The following is a 23,870-nucleotide window of genomic DNA, read 5'->3' as shown; positions in this document are numbered from 1 at the left end:
TGCCGCCGCGCTAAGATGCGTCGACAGCGGTTTCAACGCCGCAACGCACGACGTGCCGCAAACCGGCCGCCCTCTTCCTCAAGGAGTCGTCCCCATGTCCATCTCGATGTACCAGGCTTCGCTGCCCGTGCTGATCCGTGGCCTGACCAACCTGCAGCACATCCTCGGCAAGGCGCAGGCGCACGCGGCCGAAAAGCAGATCGATCCGTCGGTGTTCGTCGGCGCCCGCCTGTACCCGGACATGCTGCCGCTCGTCCGCCAGGTCTACATCGCGACCGACACGGCCAAGGGCTGCGCCGCGCGGCTCGCCGATGTCGAGATCCCGAGCTACCCGGACGTCGAGCAGACCTTCGACGAACTGCACGCACGCATCCAGAAGACGATCGACTACCTGAAAAGCTTCGACGCCGCGCAGATCGACGGCAGCGAGGCGCGCCAGGTCGTGCTGAAGATGCGCGTCGGCCCGATCGAGTTCACCGGCCAGTCGTACCTGCTGAATTTCGTGCTGCCCAATTTCTTCTTCCACGTGACGACCGCGTACGACATCCTGCGCCACAGCGGCGTCGAACTCGGCAAGCTCGACTACCTGGGCGGACGCGACCAGCATGCCTGACGCGTGGCCGGGCAAAGCCCGGCCCGCAACCGTCCGCACCCGCGTGCAAACTACGCGCGGCGGCCCGGCCAGGCCCGCCGCGCCGGCCGGCCGCAGCGCTTTCCGGAGCGCTCGCCGGCCGCGCGCGACCCATGCCAGCCGAAAGGTCGTCCGGCTGGCGTAAAATACGCACTTTCCTCTTTCACGCCCCCTTATGACGCTCGCCTCCACGCTCGACATCATCGCCGAGCTGAAAGCCGGCCGGATGGTGATCCTGGTCGACGAAGAAGACCGCGAAAACGAGGGTGACCTCGTGATCGCCGCCGAATTCGTCACGCCGGAAGCGATCAACTTCATGGCCAAGTACGGCCGCGGCCTGGTTTGTCTGACGTTGACGCAGGAGCGCTGCAAGCAGCTGCACCTGCCGCTGATGACCTACCGCAACGGCACGCAGTACGGCACCGCGTTCACGGTCAGCATCGAAGCGGCCGAAGGCGTGACGACCGGCATCTCGGCCGCCGACCGTGCGCACACGATCGCCACGGCGGTCGCGCACGACGTGCGCCCGGAGCACATCGTGCAGCCGGGCCACGTGTTCCCGATCATGGCGCAGCCGGGCGGCGTGCTCGTTCGTGCGGGCCACACCGAAGCCGGTTGCGACTTCACCGCGCTCGCGGGCCTCACGCCGGCCGCGGTGATCTGCGAGATCATCAAGGACGACGGCACGATGGCGCGCCTGCCCGACCTGATCGAGTTCGCGCAGGAACACAACCTGAAGATCGGCACGATCGCCGACCTGATCCAGTACCGCAGCCGCACCGAATCGATCATCGAGCGGATCGCCGAGCGCACGATGCAGACCGCGCACGGCACGTTCCGCGCGGTGCTGTACCGCGACCAGCCGAGCGGCTCGCCGCACATCGCGCTGGTGCGCGGTGCGCCGTCGCCCGACGTCGATACGCCGGTGCGCGTGCACGAGCCGCTGTCGGTGCTCGACCTGCTCGAAACGGGCGTGTCGACGCACTCGTGGACGCTCGATGCCGCGATGCGCGAGATCGCGGAGCGCGATCTCGGCGTGATCGTGCTGCTCAACTGCGGCGACACGAAGGAACACCTGATCGACGTCTTCAAGGCGTTCGACGAGGAAGAAAAGGCCGCCGCGCTCAAGCGCCGGCCGGTAGATTTCAAGACGTTCGGCATCGGCGCGCAGATCCTGCGCGATGTCGGCGTCGGCAAGATGCAGGTGCTGTCGAATCCGCGCAAGCTGGGCAGCATGTCCGGCTACGGCCTGGAAGTCACGGGCTTCATTCCGATGCCCGGCGGCGAAGCCAAGTCCTGCCCGGCGTCCAACGCGTAACCCGCCACGGCGCTTTCGCCCTATAACCGTTCATCCACACCACGGACAAGATCATGGAAATCGGACAATACCAACCGAATCTCGAAGGCGACGGCCTGCGTATCGGCATCGTGCAATCGCGCTTCAACGAGCCCGTGTGCAACGGCCTCGCCGACGCGTGCGTCGAGGAACTGGAACGCCTCGGCGTCACCGGTGAAGACGTGCTGCTCGTGTCGGTGCCCGGCGCACTGGAAATCCCGCTCGCGCTGCAAAAGCTCGCGGAAAGCGGCCAGTTCGACGCACTGATCGCGCTCGGCGCGGTGATCCGCGGCGAGACCTACCACTTCGAACTCGTGTCGAACGAGAGCGGCGCGGGCATCACCCGCATCGGCCTCGACTTCAACCTGCCGATCGCGAACGCGGTCCTGACGACCGAAAACGACGAGCAGGCCGTCGCGCGCATGACCGAAAAGGGTCGTGACGCCGCACGCGTCGCCGTCGAGATGGCCAACCTGACGATGGCACTCGACCAGCTCGGCGATGACGACGAGGACGAAGAAGAAGACGAAGACGACGAAGAGGAGCGCGCATGAAGAAGAGCGCCCGCCGACAATCGCGCGAGCTGGCGACGCAGGGGCTGTACCAGTGGCTGCTGTCGAACGCATCCTCCGGCGAGATCGACGCGCAACTGCGCGGCGCGCTCGGTTACGACAAGGCTGACAAGGAGCTGCTCGACGCGATCCTGCACGGCGTGATCCGCGAGCACGCGACGCTCGTCGAAGCGCTGACGCCGTCGCTCGACCGCCCGATCGACCAGTTGTCGCCGGTCGAACGCGCCGTGCTGCTGATCGCGACGTTCGAGCTCACGCACCATGTCGAAACGCCGTACCGCGTGATCATCAACGAAGCTGTCGAACTCGCGAAGACGTTCGGCGGCTCCGACGGCTACAAGTACGTGAACGGCGTGCTCGACAAGCTCGCCGCGAAGCTGCGCCCCGCCGAAACGCAGGCGCGCCGCAACGGCTGAACCCGTTGGTCCGGAACGGGCGCGCATGCGCCCGTTTTTTCTTTTGCCCCGCCTCCTCGCCCTGCCCGCCCGATGAATACCGCCACCGATTCGCTCGTCAAACTCGCCGCACGCGTCGACGCGATCCAGCCCTTCTACGTGATGGAACTGATGAAGGAGGCACAGCGTCTCGAGTCCTCCGGGCGCGATGTTATCCACATGGGCATCGGCGAGCCGGATTTCACGGCGCCGGAACCGGTGGTCGAAGCGGCCGCGGCCGCACTGCGCCGCGGCGTCACGCAATATACGAGCGCGCTCGGCATCGCGCCGCTGCGCGAGGCGATCGCCGCGCACTATGCGCGTGCCTACGGCCTCACGATCAGTCCGGAACGGATCGTCGTGACGGCCGGCGCGTCGGCCGCGCTGCTGCTCGCATGCCTCGCGCTCGTCGGGCGTGACGACGAGGTGCTGATGCCCGACCCGTCGTATCCGTGCAACCGGCACTTCGTCGCGGCGGCCGAAGGCCGCGCGGTGCTCGTGCCGAGCGGCCCGGACGCGCGCTTCCAGCTCACCGAGGACGACGTCCGCACGCGCTGGGGCGACCGCACGCGCGGCGTGCTGCTCGCGTCGCCGTCGAACCCGACCGGCACGTCGCTCGAGCCGGACGAGCTGAAGCGGATCGTCGAAGCCGTGCGCGCACGCGGCGGCTTCACGATCGTCGACGAGATCTACCAGGGGCTCAGCTACGACGCGGCGCCGGTGTCGGCGCTGTCGTTCGGCGACGACGTCGTCACCGTGAACAGCTTCTCCAAGTATTTCAGCATGACGGGCTGGCGGCTCGGCTGGCTGGTCGTGCCGCCGGCGCTGGTCGGCACGTTCGAAAAGCTGGCGCAGAACCTGTTCATCTGCCCGTCCGCGCTTGCGCAGCACGCGGCGCTCGCGTGCTTTGAGCCGGCCGCGCTCGACATCTACGAAGCCCGCCGGCTCGAATTCAAGCGCCGTCGCGATTTCATCGCACCGGCGCTCGAACGGCTCGGCTTCACGGTGCCCGTGATGCCGGATGGCGCGTTCTACGTGTATGCGCACTGCGGCGGCGTCGCTCACCCGGCGGCCGGCGACAGCGCCGCGCTCACCACGGCGATGCTGCACGACGCGGGCGTCGTGCTGGTGCCCGGCATGGACTTCGGTGTGCATGCGCCGCGCGACTATATCCGCCTGTCCTATGCGACGGCTTACTCGCGGCTCGAGGAGGCGGTCGACCGGCTCGCGACACTGTTCGGGCAGCACTGACACGCGGCCGACGCGGCGGCCATTTCGCACCCCGCAAAAAGGAAAAGGCACCCGGATCGGGTGCCTTTTCATTTCCTGCCGGCCGCAGCCGTGCGGTACGTTACCGCCGCACGTTACGCGCCAAGCTCCGAATGGTCGCTGTGCGACTGCTTCGCGGTATCGACGCTCGCGTCGTCCTGCGACGTGGCTTCCTTCGGTGCCGTCGACTTCGCCGACGTCGACGTTTCGAGCGTCGCATGCACGCGCTTCGCACCGCCTGCTGCTGCCGTCATGGCGGCGGCCGTGACGATCGGCTTCGCCGGCGCCTGCGGCGCATTGACCGGCACGCTACGACCACGCGCGACATCACGCAGGCGACCGCGCTCGGCCATCACCTTCGAACCGTAGCCGTTGTCCTCGGGGTTCGTCGAGCCGTTGTACATGCGCAGGCCGTTCGCGAGCGAGCCGCCACGTGCGATGCAGTCCTTCAGCACGAGTGCGCCGACCTGGAGGTTCGCGAGCGGCTGCAGTGCGGTATCGGTGCCGCCGAAATACTCGAACTTGTCGGAGTGGACCTTCGACATGACCTGCATCAGGCCCTTCGCGCCGACGCCGCTTTCAGCGTACGGGTTGAAGCCCGATTCGATCGCCATCACGGACAGCAGCAGCAGCGGATCGAGGCCGACGTCACGGCCGGTCTGGAACGCAGCCTTGACGAGCTGGCCAAGCGGCTCCTGTGCGACGTGGTAACGGCGCGACAGGTAGGTCGCGACGAGCGCCTGTTCGCGATTCGATGCGAGCGCACGGTCGTCACGCGCATCGGCCGCCACGCGCTGGGTCGGGATCAGCTTCGCAAGCGCGACGGGCGACGGGCCGTTTGACGCATCACCCTGCGTGGCGGCGGCTTCCGGTGCGACGTCGAGGCCGACCGCAAGCGCGTCCGTTTCAGGGCCGTTGTCTTCCTGCTGCGGCTGCGCGCCGGCGGGCGCGAAGTTCGGCAGCGGATGGCCGGTCAGCAGACGGGCCGGGCCGGCTTGCACGGCCGCGGATACGACCGGCATCAGCTTCGCGGCGAGCGTGCCGCGGACGGTTGGCAGCAGCCACAGTGCGAGCGCAACTGCGACAGCGAGACAGCCGACAACGCTGAATAGATGGTGACTGACACGCGTCCCGCGACGCAGCATGCTGCGCACGAACTGCGCATGCTGCTCACTAGGACGCCACGATAACCAAGCGTTCATTCAGATCATCTCCCATGAACATGACTCGTGCGGCTCGCTCAGCTCGATGGCGAGACAGGTAACGCGCCGCGGAATCACGACGCCGCACGCTTTGGTTGGGGCGTGCAAGCATCGGGGAAACGGTATAAGTACCGTTCGAGGCCACGGTGTAAGAGGGCCGGCACCTTCGCACACTGGGCGAGGCGGGCATACGCGGTGGCACCCACGCAAAAACCAGCGTCCTGGGGGCGCTGGCTGTGACTACAACTAAAGGCCGTCGGATACGCCGTGCAGGTTTCGGCGGACGGTGACGCGCTGCGTCAAAGATCGGTGATTGGCGGCTCGAAGCCTTTTACCCTGCAGCCAATGTGAGCGGATTCTAGCAGGGTTTTATAGATCGTCAACACTATAAAACCTTGAAATTATAACAAAAAGTAATTTACGGTCGCTCTTCAGATCGTGAGCCCCGTGCCGTAGGGGGTTTGCGCGCGGTCGACTTTTTTCTCCGCCGGGCGGGCATGCGGCAGCGCGGGTAAAATCGTCGGTCGATTCGGGGTCGCAGCCGGCCGCTGCGCCCACCCATCGCTGCCCGCCTTGCGGGTGGCCCGGACCATCTTCATGAAATACAAAGACTTACGCGATTTCATCCAGCGCCTCGAGGCGCTCGGCGAGCTGCGGCGCGTCACGCAGCCCGTGTCGCCCGTGCTCGAAATGACCGAGCTGTGCGACCGCGTGCTGCGCGCCGGCGGCCCTGCGCTGCTGTTCAACGCACCGACCGGCTACGATTTCCCGGTGCTCGGCAACCTGTTCGGCACGCCGCGCCGCGTCGCGCTCGGGATGGGCGTCGATGCGGGCGACGACGCCGCGCTCGATTCACTGCGCGATCTCGGGCGCCTGCTGTCCGCATTGAAGGAGCCCGATCCGCCGAAGAGCCTGAAGGACGCCGGCAAGCTGCTGTCGCTCGCGAAGGCCGTGTGGGACATGGCGCCGAAATCGGTGTCGTCGCCGCCGTGCCAGGAGATCGTCTGGGAAGGCGCCGACGTCGACCTGAACCGGCTGCCGATCCAGACCTGCTGGCCTGGCGACGCGGGGCCGCTCGTCACGTGGGGCCTGACGGTCACGCGCGGGCCGAACAAGTCGCGGCAGAACCTCGGCATCTACCGCCAGCAGCTGATCGGCCGCAACAAGCTGATCATGCGCTGGCTCGCGCATCGCGGCGGCGCGCTCGACTTCCGCGAATTCGCGCTGCAGAACCCCGGCAAGCCGTATCCGGTCGCGGTCGTGCTCGGTGCCGATCCGGCCACGACGCTCGGCGCGGTGACGCCCGTGCCCGATTCGCTGTCCGAGTACCAGTTCGCCGGCCTGCTGCGCGGCAGCCGCACCGAGCTCGCGAAGTGCCTGACGCCCGGCGTCGACACGCTACAGGTGCCCGCGCGCGCGGAGATCGTGCTCGAAGGCTTCATTTATCCGCAGGAAGGCTCGCCCGCCCCCGCTCCGGCCGGCGCACCGCCGCGTCCGGCCGGCAACGCGTCGGCCAAGTACGAGCACGCGCTCGAAGGCCCGTACGGCGACCACACCGGCTATTACAACGAGCAGGAGTGGTTCCCGGTATTCACCGTCGAGCGCATCACGATGCGCCGCGATGCGATCTACCACTCGACCTACACGGGCAAGCCGCCGGACGAGCCCGCGGTGCTCGGCGTCGCGCTCAACGAAGTGTTCGTGCCGCTGCTGCAGAAGCAGTTCACCGAGATCACCGACTTCTACCTGCCGCCCGAAGGCTGCAGCTACCGGATGGCCATCGTCCAGATGAAGAAGAGCTACGCGGGCCACGCGAAGCGCGTGATGTTCGGCGTGTGGAGCTTCCTGCGGCAGTTCATGTATACGAAGTTCATCGTGGTCGTCGACGAAGACGTGAACATCCGCGACTGGAAGGAAGTGATCTGGGCGATCACGACGCGCGTCGACCCCGTGCGCGACACCGTGATGGTCGACAGCACGCCGATCGACTATCTCGACTTCGCGTCGCCGGTGGCCGGCCTCGGTTCGAAGATGGGGCTCGACGCAACCAACAAGTGGCCCGGCGAGACCAACCGCGAATGGGGCCGCCCGATCGAGATGGATGCGGCCGTGAAGGCGCGCGTCGACCGGCTCTGGCAGGAGATCGGCCTCTGATGCCACGCGGCCGGCGCCTGCCGGCCCGTGGACTGCCATCGCTACAAGCACAACGAAGATGACCTTTCCGCCCGCCTCCATGCTGTCCGACGGTTTCTTTCTGTCGCTGTCGCTGTGCCTCGACATCGGCCTCGTGAACGTTGCGATGCTGTCGCTGACGCTGTCGCACGGTTTCCGGCCGGGCTTCTGGCTCGGCATCGGTTCGTGCGTCGGCGATCTCGTCTATGCGGCGCTCGCGCTCGCGGGGATGGCCGTGCTGCTGCAGTTCGAGCCGGTGCGCTGGATCGTGTGGATCGGCGGCGGCGCCGTGCTGCTGTTCCTCACGTGGAAGATGGCGCGCGAAGCGCTCGCGCCGGCCAAGGCGGCCGGCGACGATGCCGAGGACGCGCCGCAGCCGCGCGCCAGCGCCCGGCGCAGTTTCCTGCGCGGGATGCTGCTCGCGATGTCGTCGCCGAGCGCGATCCTGTGGTTCGCGGCGGTCGGCGGCGCGCTGATCGCAAAAGCCGGCGCGACCACGCCGGCCACCGCGTCGGTGTTCCTGTCGGGCTTTTTCCTCGGCGGCCTCGCGTGGACGCTCTTCATGTGCACGCTCGCGAGCCAGGGCCGCAAGCGCGCGGGCGCCGGGCTGATGCGCGCGTGTCACATCGCGTCGGCGCTGCTGTTCGCGTATTTCTCGTACAGCGTGATTGTCGGCGGCTACCGCGACCTGATCGTGCACGCGGTGTAATCGCAGCCGGCCTGCACGGGCCGCTCACCGAAGTCGGGCGGCAGCCCAAAAGAAAAAACGGCGCAGCGCCCCTCGCGGGACGTTGCGCCGTTTTGCCACGCGCGGCTAGGCCGCGCGGCACAAATCAGCGACGCCAGTAGCCGTGATGGCCCCAGCCGCCGTAACCGTGACGCCAGTACGGACGGCCATAGTAGCCACCATAGCCGCCGACGACCACCGCGGGCGGCGGCGCGTAGTAGGCCGGCGCCGGTGCGTAATAGACGGGCGGAGGCGGCGGCGCGTAGTACACGGGCGGCGGCGGTGCATAGACGGGATACGCGGGCGCGACCGGGATACCGATGCCGACCCCGATCGACACGTGAGCCTGCGCAGCGCTTGCGGCACCCAGGCCCAGCGCGGCGGCGGCGATGAACGGAATGAGCTTTTTCACTTCGATTCTCCTGCTGGAGCGGTATTTTATGCGCCCCTGTCGGCAACGGCGGGCATGCACGTCGCATGGAAGCAATGTAGCGAAAACCCGCCCCTCGCGTATCGTGCATTTGTTGCAAATTGCAATTGCACGCGGCCGGAGCCGCCGTACGGCGTGGCTTGCAGCGCCTGCGGCGACCCTTGCGAGCCGCGCGATTCCGTCCGACGAGTCGGGTCGCAACATCATGACCGGTCAGTCTTACCGGATACGGCGCGCGCAGCGGGCACGCGACCGTAATGAACGATTACAAATTTGAGACAAGATGCCGACATTTCAATCCCGATACGGGGGCGATATGTTTCGGGGTCGGATTCCGGGATCGTGAGTCGGTCGTGACGCCGGGCGCCGCAACACGCGCCGAGCGCACCGCTTACCGATAAACAGTCAGGCACGTGCCGGCACGGAAACAGCCCTTTCGCGACACCACCGTCATTCCTGCGATACTGGCGGTTGCTTCGTTTTGGCTTACGCCCGCTGCCATGCCCCTCCCCGACACACCTCGCCTCGGCTTCATCGGCGCCGGCCGTCTCGCGCGCTGCGTCGCGCAGCGCTTCGCGCAGGCCGGCTTTCCGGTCGTCGCGGTCGCGAGCCGCACGCCCGCGTCGGCCGCGGCCCTCGCCGCGCGCATCGACGGCTGCCAGGCGGTCGACACGCCGCAGCAGGTCGCAGACGCCGCCGACCTGATCTTCCTGACGGTGCCCGACGACCATCTCGCGTCGACCGCCGCGGCGCTGCACTTCGACGCGTCGCGCGCCGCACGGCAGGCCGTCGTGCACTGCAGCGGCGCGTCGGCAGTCGCGCTGCTCGATCCGGCGAAGCAGCAAGGCGCGGCCACCGGCGGCTTCCATCCGCTCTACCTGTTCGGCGGCACCGACGCCGACCTCACCCGCATCGACGGCTGCTCGGTCACGATCGAAGCCGACGGCGCGTTGCATGCGACGCTGATGCGACTTGCTGCCGCACTCGGCTGCCATCCGCTATCGATTCCGGCCGGCGGCCGGATGCTCTATCACGCGGCCGCGCACTACGCGGCGAGCTTCGCGCTGTGCGGGCTGGCGGAAGCGGTCGAGCTGTGGCACGGCCTCGGTTTCGACGAGGAAGCCGCGCTGCGCGCGCTGCTGCCGATGCTGGCCGGCACGATCGAGACCGCGCGCGACAAGGGGCTCGCGAACGCGCTCTCCGGCCCGGTGTCGCGCGGCGATACGGGCATCGTCGAACGCCAGTTGGCACTGCTTGAAGCACGCGGCGGCGATCATGCGACGCTGTACGCGCTGCTGACGCGCCGCGCGGTCGCGCTTGCGGCGCAGCGCGCCACGCCGCCGGCGTCGCTGCCGGCGCTCGCCGAAGCCGTCGAAACGTCGCTCGCGCGCACCGCCGCGCACCCCTCCCCGTCGCGAGACGAGGCGTGATAAGGTGTCGGCCGATGCGCCGCCATCCGGCGTTGGCGGCCGCACGCTACTGACTGTATAAAAAGGATGCCAACGATGTTCGGCGAGATCGCCCGTTTTCTGCTCAATACCGTCTTCACGCTGTTCGGCGCCGCGCTGATCCTGCGCGTCTGGATGCAGGCCGTCCGCGTGCCACCGTACAACCCCGTCACGCAGGCCGTGCTGCAGGCGACCAACTGGCTCGTGCTGCCGCTGCGCCGCGTGATCGCGGGCGTACGCGGCATCGACTGGGCCAGCGTCGTCGCCGCACTGCTCACCGCGCTCGTCTACGTCGTGCTGATGGTCGTGATGGCCGGCTTCGATCCGGCCTCGGTGATCGCGACGCTCGTCGTGGTCGCGCTGCTCACCGTCGTGAAATGGGCGCTCAATCTCGTGATCTGGATGACGATCCTGATGGCGCTGCTGTCGTGGCTCAACCCGCGCTCGCCGGCGATGCCGATCCTCTACCAGCTCACCGCGCCGTTCCTGAACCCGCTGCGCCGCATCATCCCGAACCTCGGCGGTATCGACCTGTCGCCGATCCTGCTGTTCGTGATCGTGCAGGTGCTGCTGATGATCGTCACGCGCGCCGCCGTGTCGCTGACGATGTTCGGCATCTGACGCCGTCGCCCCCTATGCCGCCGGCCCCTGCGCCGGCGGTGCGCCGAGCGTGTCGATCACGCCGAAGCGCGCCGGCATCATCGCGTAGCACACCCGCACCTTCTCGTGCGACAGCCGCTCGAGCAAGCGCTGCGCCTCGTCCTCGGTGACGATGAATTCGATCTCGATCGCGAGCGACCCCTGCAGTTCGAAGAAGCGGTCCTCGTGCAGCACGCGATGCTGGCCGAACCCGGCCATCGCGCGAAACGCGGAACCGCCCGCGACGCCCATCCGGTTCGCCTCCTCCAGCAGCCATTCCCACAGCGGCTTCCAGTGCAGCCGGTGTTTCTCGTGCACATAGAAGCGCAGGAAGATCTTGTCCATCGCACCCTCCGATGGCGGCACGCTCAGGCCGCCGCGAGCCACGCGCGCGCGGTCCACATGCCGAGCGCCGTCAGCGCGAACGATCCAGTCAAGTGTAGGGCAGCCACCGCAAACGCCCATCCGAATTCGCCCTGCACCGCATGCGTCATCACTTCGACCGAATAGGTCGAAAACGTCGTGAGACCGCCGAGAAAGCCCGTGATCACGAACAGCCGCCACTCGGGCGGCAGCCCGACGCGGGTCGTGAACACGACGGCGGCGATGCCGATCACGTAGCCGCCGATCAGGTTCGCGGCGAGCGTGCCGAGCGGCACGGCGGGAAAGAATTCGTTGAGCGCGAGACTCAGGAACCAGCGCAGCAACGCGCCGAGCCCGGCGCCGACGAAGATCGCGACGATCGAATAGAACAAGGGCGCTCCCGGTCGATGATGCGGCTGGCGTCAGCCGCCGGCTCCCGGTTGCCCGGGGCGATGTCCGCCCCCGCACGCTTTCCGCACTTGCAAGGGCCGCACACGCTGAACTGTATGCGGATTCGCCGCGCACCTGCAACGGCGACCGCCTGCGGGATGCCCGCCCGTTCAGGTCGTTTCGCCCGCCCGCAGGCTCATGCACGTTGCCAGGCCGCGTCGAGCGCGCTCAGCGTCGCCAGCGCGCCGCCCTTCAGGCCGATCACGTCCGCACGACGCGCATGCGCTTCGCGCGCGTTGATGCGGATCACGTCGGCGCCGAGCCGCTCGCTCAGCAGGCGCACGGTCGGGATCGCGGTGCCCGCGCCGATCTCGACCACCGCGACGCGCCCGGCTCGCGCGATCCAGTCTTCCAGCGCACGCTCCTGCGCGTCGTAGCGCGCACCGATCCAGCCGGTGTCGCCGAACATCAGGATGTTCGGCCGCGCGAGACCGCCGCAGTGCGGGCAGCGCGGCATGTCGCCGACAAGGCGGCAGGTGGCTTCGTCGACTTCCGGCACGAACGGCGCCGCATCCCACGTGTCGTCCGAACAGGGACGCAGGCACTGCATCGCGTGGATCGAACCGTGGATCTCGACGATCCGCGCCGGATCGAAGCCGGCTTTCTGGAACTGGCCGTCAACGTTGCTCGTCAGCACGAAACCGCCGTTCGGCATCGCATCGATCCAGCGACGCAGGATCGCGAAGCCCGCATGCGGCACCGTCGCTCGGTAGAGCGCGAGACGGTGCCCGTAGAAGCCCCATGCGAGTTGCGCTCGCGCACGGAACGCGTGCGGCGAGGCAATCTCGTGGAATTCGAAACGCTCGTGGCGCAGCGCCGGATACGCGCGCCAGAACCCGTCCGTGCCGCGAAAATCGGGCAGCCCGGAATCGACGCCGATACCGGCGCCGGCCGTCACGAGCAATGCGTCGGCGCGAGCGAGCGCAGCAACGGCGGAGGCGACGAGATCGGCGGGCAGTTGCGCGGCGGCGGCAGCTGTGGAGTCAGCGGAATCGGAAAACGGCATGATGAGGCGGCGGTAGTGTCGGGTGACGCGCGAGTGGCGTCGCGATCATACGCCGGTTCGCACGCAGCGCGGCATGCGCGATGCAACGGCATGACGTGACGCTTGCACGGCCGCGGGCAATGCTGGCGGCCGGGCGATGCGGGGAGCCGCCGGTGCGGCCATGGCCGGCCGCCTCCCCGCCTGTTCAGCTATCCGAATCGTCCTGCGCGACCGGAATCTCATCGACCGCGAAATAGACCGGCTTGCCGAGCTGCCTTGCAAGACCGACGTCCATGTCCGCCCCGCGCGACGCGCCGTCGATACGCAGCACCGCATCGCAGCGCCGCAGCAGCCGGTGCGCGGCCGGATACAGGAACGCCTCGCTGATCGCGTCGCCGACCTGTCTCGATCCGGCCGCGACGGCGAGCGGCAGCGACACCCACTCGCCGATCATCGGCACGTGCCCGCGGCGATACACGGCGAGCGCCGCCTCCTCCAGCCGGTGCAGGTTCGCGGCGATGCGCGCGGGGTCGCCGTCCGTGCCGCTGCGATAAGGGCCGGCGACCAGCACGAGCAGCGGCGTCATGCCGTGTGCGCGCCGGCGGTTTCCCGCAGCGCGACGTACTGGAGCAGCATGATCGTCTTCGCGTCGACGATCTCGCCGCGTTCGACCGCGTCCAGCGCCGCTTGCAGCGGCATCTCGACGACCTCGAGATCCTCGCCCTCTTCCGCGACGCCACCGCCGTCGCCGGTGCGCAGCGACGCATCGTATTCGCCGACGAAGAAATGCAGCTTCTCCGTCACCGAACCCGGGCTCATGAACGCCTCGAACACCTTGCGCACGCCGCGCACGCGATAGCCGGTCTCCTCCTCGGCCTCCGCGCGGATGCGCGCTTCGGGCGTCGCGTCGTCGAGCAGGCCCGCCGCGGCTTCGAGCAGCATGCCGTCATGCCCGCTGACGAACGCCGGCATCCGGAACTGCCGCGTGAGCAGCACGTCGCCCGTCTCGGCGTTACGCAACAGGATCGTCGCGCCATTGCCGCGATCGTAGGTCTCGCGGCTCAGGCGCTGCCACGTACCGTCGCGGCGCAGGAAATCGAACGTCACCTTCTTCAGCACATACCAGTCATCGGACAGCACCGTCGTATCGACGATGCGGACACGGTCCCGCGTTGCAGCCATTCCAGCCTCCGGTTCGACAAAAGACGGCGCCCATGGTAACGTGCATATTCGTGCAATTTCAAGAAAATTCGTGCAATCCAAATGCTGACGACACAACGCAAGAAAGCGATCCTCGACGCACTCGCGCGCGACGGCCAGGTGCTGGCGGTGGAGCTGAGCGCGCAATTCGGCGTGTCCGAAGACACGGTCCGCCGCGACCTGCGCGAGCTCGCGGCCGAAGGCCTGCTGCAGCGCGTGCACGGTGGTGCGCTGCCGGCGTCGCCGGCCGTCGCGCCGTTCGCGCAGCGCGAGGCACTCGAGACGGCTGAAAAGCGCCGCATCGCGCGGCGGGCCGCGGAGATGATCGCGCCGGGGCAGGTGGCAATCGTCGACGGCGGCACGACCTCGGCGCTGCTCGTCAGTCAGTTGCCGGCAGACCTGCGCGCGACGATCGTCACGCACAGCCCGAGTGTCGCGGTGGCGCTCGCCGCGCATCCGTCGATCGACGTGATCCTGATCGGCGGGCGGCTCTACAAGCATTCGATCGTCGCCGTCGGCGCGGCGGCGATGGAAGGCATCGCACGCATCCACGCGGACCTGTACTTCATGGGCGTCACGGGCGTGCATCCGGTTGCGGGGCTCAGCACCGGCGATTTCGAGGAAGCGGCGATCAAGCGCGCGCTGGCCGAACGCGCGGCCGAAACGGTCGTGCTCGCGTCGCAGTCGAAGCTGCGCGCGGCGTCGCAGTTCGTGATCGGCGAACTCACGCTGGCGCACACCGTGGTGGTCGAAAAGGAAACCGACGCCGCGCTGACGAAGCCGATCGAGGCGGCGGGCGTGACGGTCGTGCGCGCGTAGCGGCGACGGGTTGCGGCCACGCGAATGCGCGAGATACGTTGATGCGCTGATGGGCTGGGTACGCTCGATGAGCTCGATGAGCCGGGTGCGCCGGAACACGTCCGTCGACTCGGCCACGGGCTTTCATCGCGTCGCCGCCGAACCCATGTCAGCGTGCTGACAGCGTCCGCTTGCTAACATGGGCGACCGCCCAACCGCCACGCGCCGCCCGCTCGATGCCCCCGCCCTCCGCCGCCCCCTCACCGGCACCGCCTGCAGGCGATGCGCCGCCGCCCGGCGTCCTCGCGCTGTTCATCGCGTTCTCGCAGATCGGCCTGACCAGCTTCGGCGGCGGGCTCAGCGGCCGGATGATGCGCGACTTCGTGTACGAGCGGCGCTGGCTCGACGAGGAAGCGTTCCTCAACGGCCTCGCGCTGTCGCAGGCGCTGCCGGGCGTCAACGTGAAGAACCTCGCGATCTGGATCGGCTACCGGCTCGCCGGATGGCGCGGCGCCGTGGCCGGCTTCACCGGCATCATCGCGCCGCCCGCCGTGCTGATCGTGCTGTTCGGCATCGCGTTCTCGACCCTCACACGCTTTCCGCTCACGCATGTCGCGCTCGCCGGCGCGGCGGCCGCAGCGATCGGGCTGTCGATCTCGATGGCGATCACCGCCGTGCGCCGGCTACCGCGCCGTGCACTGCCGTTCGCGGTGATGGCGATCACCTTCATATCGGTTGCGGTTCTGCACTGGCCGCTCGTATGGACCGTGCTGGTCGGCGGCACGTTGAGCGTCGCGCTCGAATACCGCCGCGCGGGCGCAACACCGGCCGGGGGCGATACGCAATGACCGCATCGCAACGCTACGCCGCGCTGTTCGGCGTGTTCGCGCCGCTGTCGATCGCAACGATCGGCGGCGGACAGGCGATCATCGCCGACATCCAGCGGCAGGTGGTCGACGTGCATCACTGGATGACCGCCACGCAATTCGTGAACGACTTCGCGATCGCGCGGATGGCGCCGGGCCCCGGCTCGCTGCTGGCAACGCTGATCGGCTGGCAGGTGGCCGGCTTCTGGGGCGCGGTGATCGCGACGCTCGCGCTGTTCGGCCCGACTGCGTTCCTGATCTACGGCGTCGCGCATCTGTGGCGTCGGCACCAGGGTGCGCGCTGGCAGATCGCGCTCGAGGCCGGCCTGCGCCCGGTCGCGGCCGGCATGATCCTCGCGTCGGTGTGGGTGCTGCTCCAGGTGCTCGACGGCGGCTGGGCTGCGCGCGCGATCGCGGTCGCGTCGACGCTCTGCGTGATGTATACGCGCGTTCATGCGCTGCTGCTGATCGCGTTGGGCGCGCTGTTGCTCGTCGGCGTGCACGCGCTCGGCATGTGAAACGCGGCGACGCGCTCGCGAAGGCGAAGGCGAAGGTGGCGGTGGCGGCTGCGGCTGCGGCTGCGGCTGCGGCTGCGGCTGCGAACAAAGCATCCGATACCCGCGCAACGGCGCGAGCACGTCCGCGCGCTTTTCGCCGCCTGTTCGCCCGGCTCGTACAACCCATCGCCTAGACGCCGCGAAACGCCGGCGTGCGCCGCTCCGCGAACGCGCGCAACCCTTCGGCAAAATCCACGCCTTCGCACGCTTGCCGGCGCAGCTCGGCAATCCGTTCGAACGCGTCGGCCGGCAACGGCCGCGCGTCCTGCAGCACGCGCAACTGCTCCTTCACCGCGTGCACCGCGAGCGGCGCCTTCGTCGCGATCGTGCGCGCGACGTCGAGCGCCGCATCGTCGACCCCACCCGCGTCGGCCAGCCGGTTCACGAGCCCGTGATGCGCGGCGCGCTCCGCATCGAGCGGCTGCGCGCAGAAGAACATCTCCTTCAGCACATGAATCGGCAGGTTGTCGTAGAAGCGCAGCAGGCCGCTCGTCGAATACGGCAGGCCGATGTTCGCGGGCGTCATCGCGAAACGCGCGCCGCGCGACGCGACGACGAGATCGCAGCTCATCACGAGATCGACCGCCCCGCCCCACGCCGAGCCCGATACCGCCGCGATCACCGCGCCCGGATAGGTCCGCACGCGCCGCAGCGCCCGTTCGAGCGGCTTGCCGTACGCGAGCGGATCGCGATCGTCGGCCAGTTCGCGCAGGTCGTGCCCCGCGCTCCACACGTCGCCGCTGCCGTCGTTCGACAGGATCACGACGGGTGGCGGACGGTGTTCGGCCAGCGCATCGAGGTGCGCGACGAGCGCATCGAGCAACGGCGCGTCGAGCGCATGCCGTCGCGCCGGATTCGCGAACCGCACGCGCGCGATCCGCTCACCCGCCATGTCGACCGTCACGCTCGACGCCCCTTCGTGTTTCGTCGTGTCGCTCATTGCACGGCCTCCGCCACCGCTTCCGCCTGGAAGATCGCGCGCTCGGCCAGCAGCGCGTCGATCGCGTCGTCGCCGTAGCCCGCTTCGCGCAGCACGTCGACCGTATGCTCGCCGAGCAGCGGCGGCGCATGGCGCGTGCGCGGCGCCGGCACCTCGTCGCCCATCCCGCCGAGCGGCGTGACGACCTGGCGCAGCGTGCCGAGCGTCGGATGCGCGACCGGTTCGACCAGCCCGCAATGCGCGAGCTGCGGATCGTCGAACACTTCGTCGAGCGTGTTGATCGGCCCGGCCGGCAGCCCGGCGTCGACGAAGCGCTGCGTCCATTCGCGCTTGCCGCGCGTGCGCAACCGGCTTTCGAGCAACGCCTTCAGTTCGTCGCGGTGCGCGACGCGCGCGTCGTTGGTCGCGAAGCGCGGATCGTTCGGCAGCTCGGGCAGGTCCAGCAACTGGCACAGCCGCAGCCACATGTCGGTCGTGATCGGTGCGAGGTTGAGCGGCCCGTCGGCCGTCTCGAACACGCCGTACGGCGCGATCACCGCATGTGCATTGCCGGTGCGGCGCGGCACGTCGCCGAGGCTCAGGTAGCGTTGGCCGTGCACGCTCAACAGCGCAACGAGGCTTTCGAGCAGCGACGTGCCGACATGCTGGCCGCGCCCCGTGCGCTCGCGCTCGAACAGCGCGGCCATCACGCCGGTCGCGACCCACATCCCCGAGCTGAGATCGCCGATCGCGGTACCCGTGCGGGTCGGTTCGCCATCGGGAAAACCGGTGAGGCTCATCAGCCCCGCATAGCCCTGCGCGATCTGGTCGAAGCCCGGCCAGTCGCGCAGCGGGCCGCGCGGGCCGAACGCGGTGACGCTGCCCATCACGAGCCGCGGATCGCGCGCGCTCAGCGCGGCGTAGCCGAGCCCCATCGCGTCCATCGTGCCGGCCTTGAAATTCTCGATCACGACGTCGGCCTGCGCGATCAGCCGGCGCACGACGTCAAGGCCGGCGGGCTGCCGGAAATCCACACAGATGCCGCGCTTGTTGCGGTTGCAGGACAGGTAGTACGTGCTCACGCCGCGATCGAACGGCCCCCATGCGCGGCTCATGTCGCCGTGCAGCCCCGACTCGACCTTGATCACGTCGGCGCCGAGATCGGCGAGCACCATCGAGCAGAACGGCCCCGACAGCGCGCGACTCAGATCGACGACCCTGATTCCTTGTAATGCCTGCATTCCGGACTCCTGATATTGATGACTGGGTGTGGCGTGTTTTCAGACGATGGCGGCGCGCCGCTCATTCGGGCAGCGTCTGGTGGCGCGTTTCGACCGCGAACGGCAGGATCAGGATGCCGAGGCCGAATACGGCCGCGGTCCATGCGACCGGCACGCCGAGCGATCCGTAACCGTGAATCGCGGCGCCGAGCAGGAAGTTCACGCCCGCACCGATGAAGCGGCCGATCGACGCGTTGAACGCGAACGCGGTGGCACGCACGCGCGTCGGGTACTGCTCGGGCAGCCACAACGAGAAGATCGCGAAATTGCCGCCGAAGAAACCGAGGAACGCGAGCGACACCATGAACGCCGCGAGCCCGTTCGGCTGGTAGAACGCCCAGCCGAACGCGAACACGATCGATGCGGCCATGCCCGCGAAATACACGCCGAGCGCCGCGCGCCGGCCGAGCCGTTCGGACAGCCACGGCGCCACGAGACAGCCCGCGATCGTCGCGCACGACAGGATCGCCGCGCCGACCGATGCAAGCCGCATCGCGCCGATGTGATCGATGCCCGCGCGCGCCGCCAGCGTGCTGACCGCACTCGCCTCGTAGACGGAGCCGGCCCACAGCCCGACGATCGCGACGCCGACGAGGCTCGCGCTCGTCAGCGTGCGGCGCAGGAAGGCCGGCGTGAAGATCTCACGCAGCGGATGGGCGCGTCGTGCGTCGGCCACGTCGCCGTCGCGTGCGTCATGCCGGCGCCACTGGCCGGGCTCCTTCACGCGCATCACGGTGAACACCGCGAGCAGCGCGGGCGCGAGGCCGCACAGGAACATCGCGCGCCAGCCGTAGGTCGCGCCGATCGTGTAGTTCAGGCACGCCGCGATGAAGAAGCCGAAGTAGTAGCCCGTCTGCAGGTAGCCGGCGCCCATCTTGCGGCGGTCTTCCGGCCAGCTCTCGGCAACATAGGTGCCCGCGAGCGCCCATTCGCCGCCGACGCCGATCCCGGCGATCAGCCGGCACGCGGCCAGTGCCCACACGTCGTGCACGAACGCGGCCGCGCCGGTAAACACCGAATAGATCAGGATGCTCGCGGCGAGCGTGCGCACACGGCCGAAGCGGTCGGCGAGCGGCCCCCAGATGAACGACAGCCCCCAGCCGATCAGGAACAGCGCGAACAGGATCGAGCCGTACATCCCGAGATTCGCGGGCGTCGCCGCGATGCCGGACGCCGGCAGCAGTTCGGTCAGCGCCGGAATCAGCACGAGCGCGTAGATCACCGAATCCACGCCGTCGAGCACCCAGCCCGCGTACACGGCCCAGAAGCCCTTGACCTGCTCGCGCGTGAGCGGCGTGCGCCGCGGCTTCGTGCCGGCCGCCGGCGCGTCGATCGCCTTGAACATCTTCGTCTCCTTGCCGGCGGGGCCGGCGCTTTTGCCGCGTCCGGTCCGGGATGGCCGGCAGGCTGGCTCTTTTGTGAGACGAGTATAGAAACACCATCGATCGGAGAAAAATATGATATTCATCTTGCTCGATCGGATTGGCTTATGACTTGAATCGGGAGGCGGCAGCGATGGACTTGAGGCAGTTGCGCTATTTCGTGAAGGTCGTCGAATGCGGCAACGTCACGCATGCGAGCGAGGCGCTGCATGTCGCGCAGCCGGCAGTGAGCCAGCAGATGCGCAATCTCGAACAGGATCTCGGGATGCAGCTGCTCGAACGCAGCGTGCGCGGTGTCGCGCCGACCGCCGCCGGCCGCACGCTGTATCAGCACGCGCTCGACCTGCTGCGCCAGGCCGACGGCACACGCGAACTGCTGCGCCGCGACGCCGACACGCCGCAGGGCCGCGTCACGGTCGGGATGCCGTCGAGTACTGCGCGCGTGCTGGCCATACCGCTCGCCCGCGCGGTGCGCGACCGCTATCCGGGCATCATGCTGGAGCTGATCGAGGCGCCGAGCGCCGACCTCGACACGCTGCTCGAACGCGCGCGGCTCGATCTCGCGATCGTCGTCGACGCGGTCGACACGCGCGGCATCGCGATCCACCGGCTGCTGACGGAAACGCTGTACCTGATCACGTGGCCCGGCTTCCAGGTGCCGGACGATCCCGTGCCGCTCGACGCGATCGCGCGGATGCCGCTCGTGCTGCCGAGTGCGCCGAACACGATCCGCAACCGGGTCGACTGGGCGATGCGCGAGGCCGGGCTGTCGTACGAAATCAGCTTCGAGGCAAGCTCGACCGGGCTGCTGTTCGCGGCCGTGATGGCGCAGCTCGGCGTGACGATCCTGCCGTGGACGGCCGCGCACGTCGAGATCGAGGAGCGCAAGCTCAAGCTGTCGACGGTCGCGCACCGGCTGTTCGCGCGCGACCTGTCGCTGTGCTGGCACGATACGGCGCTCGTCAGCAACGCAGTGCAGAAGGTGAAAGCCGAGATCGTCCGGCTGTTCGACGCGCTCGGGCAGCGGCCCGAGTGGGCGGCCGGGCAGGCCGACGGTGCGTGACCGGCGCGCCGCACGCCTTGTGCCGCGACGGCGCGCGTACTAAGCTCCGTTCATCCGGGGTACCGCTGACACCGCCACTTCTGCTCGCCGCTCGGTATAAGCGTCGGGGGAAGGAGGCCGTTCGTGTCCCCGCTCCAGTCTGCCTGGCTTCTGCTGGGCATCAGTGTCCTCGCCGAAGTGCTCGGCTCCGTCGGCCTGAAATTCTCGGCCGGCTTTTCCCGCCCACTCCCCTCCGCGCTTACCGTCGTCTGTTATGCCTGCGCGGTCTGGCTGATGGCGCTCGCGACGAAACGGCTCGAATTGGGGCTCGCGTATGCAAGCTGGGCCGCCGCCAGCACCGCGGCCACGGCCGTGATCGGTATCGTCTGCTTCGACGAATCGGTGTCGTCGCTGAAGCTCGCCGGCATCGCGCTGACCGTCGTTGCGCTGGTCGCGCTCAACCTCGGCGAAGCGGCTACGCACTGATCGTGATCGCCGCCGGTTGCCTGCGCGCGGGCGCCGAGGGGCATTGACAATGCCCCCGGACGCCCCTTAACGTTTCGTTCATCCTAACCATCACCGGTTCAGCTTAAGAGGTTGTCGGCCCGCTCGTGCTCGACACCTCTGCCTTCATCGAAGGCCTGCTGCTTGGCGCCGGACTGTTCACGTCCGTCGGCCCCAAGGACGCGTTCGTCATCAAGCGCTCGATCTCGAGCCCCCATCTGCTCTCCATCGCCCTCGTCTGCGCAGGCAGCGACGCGCTGCTGATCGTGCTCGGCGCGCACGGGTTGTCGTCGTTGCTGTCGCGATATCCCGGCGTGGTGTCGGCCGCGCTGTGGGCCGGGATCGCGTATCTCGCCGGCTATGGCCTGCTCGCGCTGCGCTCGGCGATCCGGCGACGACAACCCGAGCACGTCGACGGTCCGCGCACCGGCAGCGAACCCACGCGCTCACGCACGGTACTCGCGACCGCTGCCGTCTCACTGCTGAATCCGTATGCGTGGATCGACACCGTGCTGCTGCTCGGCACCGTGATCGTGAGCCACACGCCTGCCGCACGGGCGCCGTTTGCGATCGGCGCGATGACGGCTTCGCTCGCGTGGTTCCTGATCCTCGCGTATGGCGCCCGCGCGTGCCGCGCGTGGTTCGCCCGTACGCTGGCATGGCGCGTGCTCGATTGCTTCGTCGCGGTGATGATGCTCGGTTTCGCGGTGCGTTTCGCGATCGATGCGCTGCAGGCGTCAGCGGCTCGATAACGTGCGAAACAGGTCGTGCGCGCCGGCATGCAGCTCGAAGCCGATGCCCGGTGCCTGCGGCACGCGTGCGTATCCGGCGTCGACGCTTGCGCCATCGGCCAGTCCGCTGAACGGATGGAACGAGAACGGATTGACTTCCGCGCCGCCGAGCCCGAGCGCCGCGACGACATGCAGCGAGAACAGGTGGCCGCCGTGCGGCCAGAACGCGTCGCGCCGCCAGCCGCGCGATGCGAAGTGCTCGACGATCTGCAGATAGCCCGGCAGCCCGTAGCCATGCACCGGATCGAACACGAGCACGTCGCGCTCGGGGCGCAGGCCGCCGTAGCGGTCGAGCAGCTTCGCTTCCGCGAGCGAGAACAGTGCCTCGCCGGCTGCGATCGGCGGTGCATAGCGCGTCGCGATGTCCGCCTGGAGCGGCAGGTCGAGCGGATCGCAGATGTCCTCGAACCACCAGAGATCGAACGGCGCGAGCATCGCGGCGGCCGCGTCAACGGTCGTCGCGTCGTACGTGTTCATCGCGTCAACCGCGAGATGCGAACTGCCCGCCAATTGCGAGGCGGCCGCGTCGATGCGCCTGCGGTCCCGATCGAAATCCGCGCCGCCGATCTTGATCTTCGCGTGTGTGTAGCCCAGATCGACGATGCGGCGCATCTCGTCCGACAGACGCGCGAGATCGTCATGCGGATAGCGGTAGCCGCCGCCGGCATAGACGCGCACGCGTGGTGCGGCCGTGCGTTCGAGCCGGTCGGCGAGAAAGCGATGGAGCGGCAGGTCGGCGATCTTCGCGGCGGCATCCCAGATCGCCATGTCGAGCGTGCCGACCGCGACGCATCGTTCGCCGTGCCCGCCGGGCTTTTCGCCGGCCATCATCGCGCGCCATGCACGGAACGGATCGAGGTTCGTGCCGGCTTCGTCGGCGAGCGTGTTGGCGGCGGCCAGCAGGCGCGGTGCGAACCGTTCGCGGATCAGGCCGCCTTGTGCGAATCGGCCGACCGATGCGTAGCCGTAACCCGTCACGGGGCGGCCGTCGCGCACGACGTCGGTGACGACCGCGACAAGGCTCGTCGTCAGGCCGCCGGACGGGATCGCCGGATCGGCATAGCGGGACACGGGAATCGCTTGTTCGTGGATCGCGGTGATGCGCATGGTCGGGGTTCCGAAGGTGACGGCCGAGGCGCTGGCGCACGAGGGTCGCGATGCGGCCGGAACGGTGGGCGAACCGCTGCATCATAGGCGCTGTCGCCGCGGGTTGCAGGCGTGCGCTACCGAGGCGGACGATCCCGTTGCAGCCGCTGCGTGATCGCGGAAAAGTCGGCCTGGATCACGGCAAAGATGAACGCGGTCGACATCCCGAACAGCAGCACGCCGCACGACGATTCGATCGCGCCGAGCATCCGCCAGTTCGCGGCGGGCACGATGCCCGACGCGCCGCGCGTCGACATCGTGTCGATCGAGAAGAACAGCGCATCGCCGAACGAACCGATCGCACCGACCTGCACGAAAGTCGCGCCCCACGCGATCGCCTCCAGCGTATGCAGCAGCCCGAGCGCGATGCAGATCAGCGCGATGATGCCCGTCACCTTGCGCAGTTGTTCGTGGATGTCGTCACGGCGCACGTCGAGCGCTTCGCGAAGCCGGCGCGCGACGACCGCCAGGCCGACCATCGCCGCGGTGTGCACGAGGATCGTGGTCATGCCGAGAAGGATGCCGATCGTCCAGCTTTCCATGGGAGGCCTTTGCTACGGAACAACAACAGAAACGGGGCAAGACTAACACCACAGCCGACAACTCAACAGTCCGGGCGAGGTTGGATTCCTTTCGCATAGGTCCACGGCCTAGCGGATCGGCCTTTTGGGCAACTGAGATCATGCAGCCGATTTCAAAGCAACTCCCCGTACCCGCGATAGCTGGC

28 protein-coding genes are annotated in these 23,870 nt (G+C 68.4%); 15 read left to right on the top strand and 13 right to left on the bottom strand.

What is annotated here, in order from left to right:
* Window positions 1-94 precede the first annotated feature (94 nt).
* The 5 genes from BDI24065_RS25025 to BDI24065_RS25005 all read left to right on the top strand — a co-directional run bounded on the left by BDI24065_RS25025 (window position 95) and on the right by BDI24065_RS25005 (window position 4,224).
* A complete protein-coding gene (locus BDI24065_RS25025) occupies window positions 95-613 on the top strand; it encodes a DUF1993 domain-containing protein (protein WP_175033518.1) in 519 nt (172 codons plus the stop codon).
* Window positions 614-806: 193 nt separating this feature from the next.
* Window positions 807-1,949: a bifunctional 3,4-dihydroxy-2-butanone-4-phosphate synthase/GTP cyclohydrolase II gene (gene ribBA / locus BDI24065_RS25020; protein WP_175014011.1), complete on the top strand. Its 1,143-nt coding sequence runs from the start codon at window positions 807-809 to the stop codon at window positions 1,947-1,949.
* A gap of 53 nt (window positions 1,950-2,002) precedes the next feature.
* On the top strand, window positions 2,003-2,521 hold the full coding sequence (gene ribH, locus BDI24065_RS25015) for a 6,7-dimethyl-8-ribityllumazine synthase (protein ID WP_011351235.1): 519 nt from the start codon (window positions 2,003-2,005) through the stop codon (window positions 2,519-2,521).
* Entirely contained in the window at window positions 2,518-2,955 is a 438-nt protein-coding gene (gene nusB, locus BDI24065_RS25010; RefSeq protein WP_021157083.1) for a transcription antitermination factor NusB, read from the top strand. The genes ribH and nusB overlap by 4 nt, the downstream gene beginning before the upstream one ends.
* 72 nt (window positions 2,956-3,027) lie before the next feature.
* A complete protein-coding gene (locus BDI24065_RS25005; RefSeq protein WP_175025622.1) occupies window positions 3,028-4,224 on the top strand; it encodes a pyridoxal phosphate-dependent aminotransferase in 1,197 nt (398 codons plus the stop codon).
* 113 nt (window positions 4,225-4,337) lie between these two features.
* Here BDI24065_RS25005 and BDI24065_RS25000 read toward each other — a convergent pair whose 3' ends face one another.
* Both BDI24065_RS25000 and BDI24065_RS24995 read right to left on the bottom strand, forming a co-directional pair.
* On the bottom strand, window positions 4,338-5,444 hold the full coding sequence (locus tag BDI24065_RS25000; RefSeq protein WP_175033517.1) for a transglycosylase SLT domain-containing protein: 1,107 nt from the start codon (window positions 5,442-5,444) through the stop codon (window positions 4,338-4,340).
* 431 nt (window positions 5,445-5,875) lie between these two features.
* Window positions 5,876-6,070, bottom strand: coding sequence for a hypothetical protein (locus BDI24065_RS24995; protein ID WP_175033516.1), 195 nt, complete (start codon window positions 6,068-6,070; stop codon window positions 5,876-5,878).
* Here BDI24065_RS24995 and BDI24065_RS24990 point away from each other — a divergent pair.
* On the top strand, window positions 6,042-7,598 hold the full coding sequence (locus BDI24065_RS24990) for a UbiD family decarboxylase (RefSeq protein WP_175033515.1): 1,557 nt from the start codon (window positions 6,042-6,044) through the stop codon (window positions 7,596-7,598). The two genes, BDI24065_RS24995 and BDI24065_RS24990, sit on opposite strands and share 29 nt — an antisense overlap.
* Before the next feature lie 58 nt (window positions 7,599-7,656).
* A complete protein-coding gene (locus BDI24065_RS24985) occupies window positions 7,657-8,325 on the top strand; it encodes a LysE family translocator (RefSeq protein WP_175033514.1) in 669 nt (222 codons plus the stop codon).
* Window positions 8,326-8,449: 124 nt separating this feature from the next.
* Here the strand turns inward: BDI24065_RS24985 and BDI24065_RS24980 are convergent, their stop codons facing one another.
* Complete coding sequence (locus BDI24065_RS24980; protein ID WP_027783774.1) at window positions 8,450-8,755, bottom strand: hypothetical protein; 306 nt, start codon at window positions 8,753-8,755, stop codon at window positions 8,450-8,452.
* A gap of 518 nt (window positions 8,756-9,273) precedes the next feature.
* On the opposite strand from BDI24065_RS24980, the gene BDI24065_RS24975 reads away from it, so the two are divergent.
* Both BDI24065_RS24975 and BDI24065_RS24970 read left to right on the top strand, forming a co-directional pair.
* Window positions 9,274-10,203, top strand: coding sequence for a Rossmann-like and DUF2520 domain-containing protein (locus BDI24065_RS24975; protein WP_175033513.1), 930 nt, complete (start codon window positions 9,274-9,276; stop codon window positions 10,201-10,203).
* Window positions 10,204-10,278: 75 nt separating this feature from the next.
* Entirely contained in the window at window positions 10,279-10,842 is a 564-nt protein-coding gene (locus BDI24065_RS24970) for a YggT family protein (protein WP_039371016.1), read from the top strand.
* Between the two features lie 12 nt (window positions 10,843-10,854).
* Here BDI24065_RS24970 and BDI24065_RS24965 read toward each other — a convergent pair whose 3' ends face one another.
* From BDI24065_RS24965 to BDI24065_RS24945, 5 genes are all read right to left on the bottom strand, one after another.
* Window positions 10,855-11,205, bottom strand: coding sequence for a DUF190 domain-containing protein (locus BDI24065_RS24965; RefSeq protein WP_175033512.1), 351 nt, complete (start codon window positions 11,203-11,205; stop codon window positions 10,855-10,857).
* Between the two features lie 23 nt (window positions 11,206-11,228).
* On the bottom strand, window positions 11,229-11,615 hold the full coding sequence (gene crcB, locus BDI24065_RS24960) for a fluoride efflux transporter CrcB (protein ID WP_011351225.1): 387 nt from the start codon (window positions 11,613-11,615) through the stop codon (window positions 11,229-11,231).
* 194 nt (window positions 11,616-11,809) lie between these two features.
* Entirely contained in the window at window positions 11,810-12,679 is an 870-nt protein-coding gene (locus BDI24065_RS24955; RefSeq protein ID WP_175033511.1) for an SIR2 family NAD-dependent protein deacylase, read from the bottom strand.
* Window positions 12,680-12,863: 184 nt separating this feature from the next.
* Window positions 12,864-13,244: a DUF4406 domain-containing protein gene (locus BDI24065_RS24950; RefSeq protein WP_175033510.1), complete on the bottom strand. Its 381-nt coding sequence runs from the start codon at window positions 13,242-13,244 to the stop codon at window positions 12,864-12,866.
* Window positions 13,241-13,840 (bottom strand): NUDIX domain-containing protein, encoded by a 600-nt coding sequence (locus tag BDI24065_RS24945; protein WP_175033509.1) that lies wholly within the window; start codon window positions 13,838-13,840, stop codon window positions 13,241-13,243. Before BDI24065_RS24945 ends, BDI24065_RS24950 begins: the two co-directional genes overlap by 4 nt.
* Window positions 13,841-13,921: 81 nt before the next feature.
* Between BDI24065_RS24945 and BDI24065_RS24940 the strand changes: the two genes are divergently transcribed.
* From BDI24065_RS24940 to BDI24065_RS24930, 3 genes are all read left to right on the top strand, one after another.
* The gene (locus BDI24065_RS24940; RefSeq protein ID WP_089450074.1) at window positions 13,922-14,677 is read left to right on the top strand and encodes a DeoR/GlpR family DNA-binding transcription regulator; all 756 of its coding nucleotides are present in this window, start codon (window positions 13,922-13,924) and stop codon (window positions 14,675-14,677) included.
* Window positions 14,678-14,892: 215 nt separating this feature from the next.
* On the top strand, window positions 14,893-15,504 hold the full coding sequence (locus BDI24065_RS24935; protein ID WP_175033508.1) for a chromate transporter: 612 nt from the start codon (window positions 14,893-14,895) through the stop codon (window positions 15,502-15,504).
* Complete coding sequence (locus BDI24065_RS24930; RefSeq protein WP_175033507.1) at window positions 15,501-16,040, top strand: chromate transporter; 540 nt, start codon at window positions 15,501-15,503, stop codon at window positions 16,038-16,040. Before BDI24065_RS24935 ends, BDI24065_RS24930 begins: the two co-directional genes overlap by 4 nt.
* 169 nt (window positions 16,041-16,209) lie before the next feature.
* Here the strand turns inward: BDI24065_RS24930 and scpB are convergent, their stop codons facing one another.
* The 3 genes from scpB to BDI24065_RS24915 all read right to left on the bottom strand — a co-directional run bounded on the left by scpB (window position 16,210) and on the right by BDI24065_RS24915 (window position 19,623).
* The gene (gene scpB / locus BDI24065_RS24925) at window positions 16,210-17,019 is read right to left on the bottom strand and encodes a methylmalonyl-CoA decarboxylase (protein WP_175033506.1); all 810 of its coding nucleotides are present in this window, start codon (window positions 17,017-17,019) and stop codon (window positions 16,210-16,212) included.
* Window positions 17,016-18,239, bottom strand: a complete 1,224-nt coding sequence (locus BDI24065_RS24920) for a CaiB/BaiF CoA transferase family protein (RefSeq protein WP_175033505.1) — start codon at window positions 18,237-18,239, stop codon at window positions 17,016-17,018. Before BDI24065_RS24920 ends, scpB begins: the two co-directional genes overlap by 4 nt.
* A 61-nt stretch (window positions 18,240-18,300) precedes the next feature.
* Window positions 18,301-19,623: an MFS transporter gene (locus tag BDI24065_RS24915; protein WP_175033504.1), complete on the bottom strand. Its 1,323-nt coding sequence runs from the start codon at window positions 19,621-19,623 to the stop codon at window positions 18,301-18,303.
* Window positions 19,624-19,793: 170 nt separating this feature from the next.
* On the opposite strand from BDI24065_RS24915, the gene BDI24065_RS24910 reads away from it, so the two are divergent.
* The 3 genes from BDI24065_RS24910 (at window position 19,794) to BDI24065_RS24900 (ending at window position 21,958) form a co-directional block, all read left to right on the top strand.
* Window positions 19,794-20,723, top strand: a complete 930-nt coding sequence (locus BDI24065_RS24910) for a LysR substrate-binding domain-containing protein (RefSeq protein WP_175033503.1) — start codon at window positions 19,794-19,796, stop codon at window positions 20,721-20,723.
* A 123-nt stretch (window positions 20,724-20,846) separates the two neighbouring features.
* Entirely contained in the window at window positions 20,847-21,188 is a 342-nt protein-coding gene (locus BDI24065_RS24905) for a DMT family transporter (RefSeq protein WP_175033502.1), read from the top strand.
* A gap of 125 nt (window positions 21,189-21,313) precedes the next feature.
* Entirely contained in the window at window positions 21,314-21,958 is a 645-nt protein-coding gene (locus BDI24065_RS24900) for a LysE/ArgO family amino acid transporter (protein WP_175033501.1), read from the top strand.
* Here the strand turns inward: BDI24065_RS24900 and BDI24065_RS24895 are convergent.
* Window positions 21,944-23,104: an enolase C-terminal domain-like protein gene (locus tag BDI24065_RS24895; RefSeq protein ID WP_175033500.1), complete on the bottom strand. Its 1,161-nt coding sequence runs from the start codon at window positions 23,102-23,104 to the stop codon at window positions 21,944-21,946. The two genes, BDI24065_RS24900 and BDI24065_RS24895, sit on opposite strands and share 15 nt — an antisense overlap.
* A gap of 116 nt (window positions 23,105-23,220) precedes the next feature.
* Complete coding sequence (locus BDI24065_RS24890) at window positions 23,221-23,685, bottom strand: ion channel (RefSeq protein WP_175033499.1); 465 nt, start codon at window positions 23,683-23,685, stop codon at window positions 23,221-23,223.
* Window positions 23,686-23,870 lie beyond the last annotated feature (185 nt).

The sequence above is a fragment of the Burkholderia lata genome, assembly GCF_902499025.1.
Lineage (GTDB): Bacteria > Pseudomonadota > Gammaproteobacteria > Burkholderiales > Burkholderiaceae > Burkholderia > Burkholderia lata_C.
Note: the sequence above shows the minus strand (reverse complement) of the source record. Positions and strands in the feature narration are given on the sequence as shown.

Excerpts from the sequence above, each read along its gene's own strand:
- BDI24065_RS25025 (WP_175033518.1), top strand. The coding sequence starts at position 95 with ATGTCCATCTCGATGTACCAGGCTTCGCTGCCCGTGCTGATCCGTGGC.
- ribBA (WP_175014011.1), top strand. The coding sequence starts at position 807 with ATGACGCTCGCCTCCACGCTCGACATCATCGCCGAGCTGAAAGCCGGC.
- ribH (WP_011351235.1), top strand. The coding sequence starts at position 2,003 with ATGGAAATCGGACAATACCAACCGAATCTCGAAGGCGACGGCCTGCGT.
- nusB (WP_021157083.1), top strand. The coding sequence starts at position 2,518 with ATGAAGAAGAGCGCCCGCCGACAATCGCGCGAGCTGGCGACGCAGGGG.
- BDI24065_RS25005 (WP_175025622.1), top strand. The coding sequence starts at position 3,028 with ATGAATACCGCCACCGATTCGCTCGTCAAACTCGCCGCACGCGTCGAC.
- BDI24065_RS25000 (WP_175033517.1), bottom strand. The coding sequence starts at position 5,444 with ATGAACGCTTGGTTATCGTGGCGTCCTAGTGAGCAGCATGCGCAGTTC.
- BDI24065_RS24990 (WP_175033515.1), top strand. The coding sequence starts at position 6,042 with ATGAAATACAAAGACTTACGCGATTTCATCCAGCGCCTCGAGGCGCTC.
- BDI24065_RS24995 (WP_175033516.1), bottom strand. The coding sequence starts at position 6,070 with ATGAAATCGCGTAAGTCTTTGTATTTCATGAAGATGGTCCGGGCCACC.
- BDI24065_RS24985 (WP_175033514.1), top strand. The coding sequence starts at position 7,657 with ATGACCTTTCCGCCCGCCTCCATGCTGTCCGACGGTTTCTTTCTGTCG.
- BDI24065_RS24975 (WP_175033513.1), top strand. The coding sequence starts at position 9,274 with ATGCCCCTCCCCGACACACCTCGCCTCGGCTTCATCGGCGCCGGCCGT.
- BDI24065_RS24970 (WP_039371016.1), top strand. The coding sequence starts at position 10,279 with ATGTTCGGCGAGATCGCCCGTTTTCTGCTCAATACCGTCTTCACGCTG.
- BDI24065_RS24965 (WP_175033512.1), bottom strand. The coding sequence starts at position 11,205 with ATGGACAAGATCTTCCTGCGCTTCTATGTGCACGAGAAACACCGGCTG.
- BDI24065_RS24955 (WP_175033511.1), bottom strand. The coding sequence starts at position 12,679 with ATGCCGTTTTCCGATTCCGCTGACTCCACAGCTGCCGCCGCCGCGCAA.
- BDI24065_RS24950 (WP_175033510.1), bottom strand. The coding sequence starts at position 13,244 with ATGACGCCGCTGCTCGTGCTGGTCGCCGGCCCTTATCGCAGCGGCACG.
- BDI24065_RS24945 (WP_175033509.1), bottom strand. The coding sequence starts at position 13,840 with ATGGCTGCAACGCGGGACCGTGTCCGCATCGTCGATACGACGGTGCTG.
- BDI24065_RS24940 (WP_089450074.1), top strand. The coding sequence starts at position 13,922 with ATGCTGACGACACAACGCAAGAAAGCGATCCTCGACGCACTCGCGCGC.
- BDI24065_RS24935 (WP_175033508.1), top strand. The coding sequence starts at position 14,893 with ATGCCCCCGCCCTCCGCCGCCCCCTCACCGGCACCGCCTGCAGGCGAT.
- BDI24065_RS24930 (WP_175033507.1), top strand. The coding sequence starts at position 15,501 with ATGACCGCATCGCAACGCTACGCCGCGCTGTTCGGCGTGTTCGCGCCG.
- scpB (WP_175033506.1), bottom strand. The coding sequence starts at position 17,019 with ATGAGCGACACGACGAAACACGAAGGGGCGTCGAGCGTGACGGTCGAC.
- BDI24065_RS24920 (WP_175033505.1), bottom strand. The coding sequence starts at position 18,239 with ATGCAGGCATTACAAGGAATCAGGGTCGTCGATCTGAGTCGCGCGCTG.
- BDI24065_RS24915 (WP_175033504.1), bottom strand. The coding sequence starts at position 19,623 with ATGTTCAAGGCGATCGACGCGCCGGCGGCCGGCACGAAGCCGCGGCGC.
- BDI24065_RS24910 (WP_175033503.1), top strand. The coding sequence starts at position 19,794 with ATGGACTTGAGGCAGTTGCGCTATTTCGTGAAGGTCGTCGAATGCGGC.
- BDI24065_RS24895 (WP_175033500.1), bottom strand. The coding sequence starts at position 23,104 with ATGCGCATCACCGCGATCCACGAACAAGCGATTCCCGTGTCCCGCTAT.
- BDI24065_RS24890 (WP_175033499.1), bottom strand. The coding sequence starts at position 23,685 with ATGGAAAGCTGGACGATCGGCATCCTTCTCGGCATGACCACGATCCTC.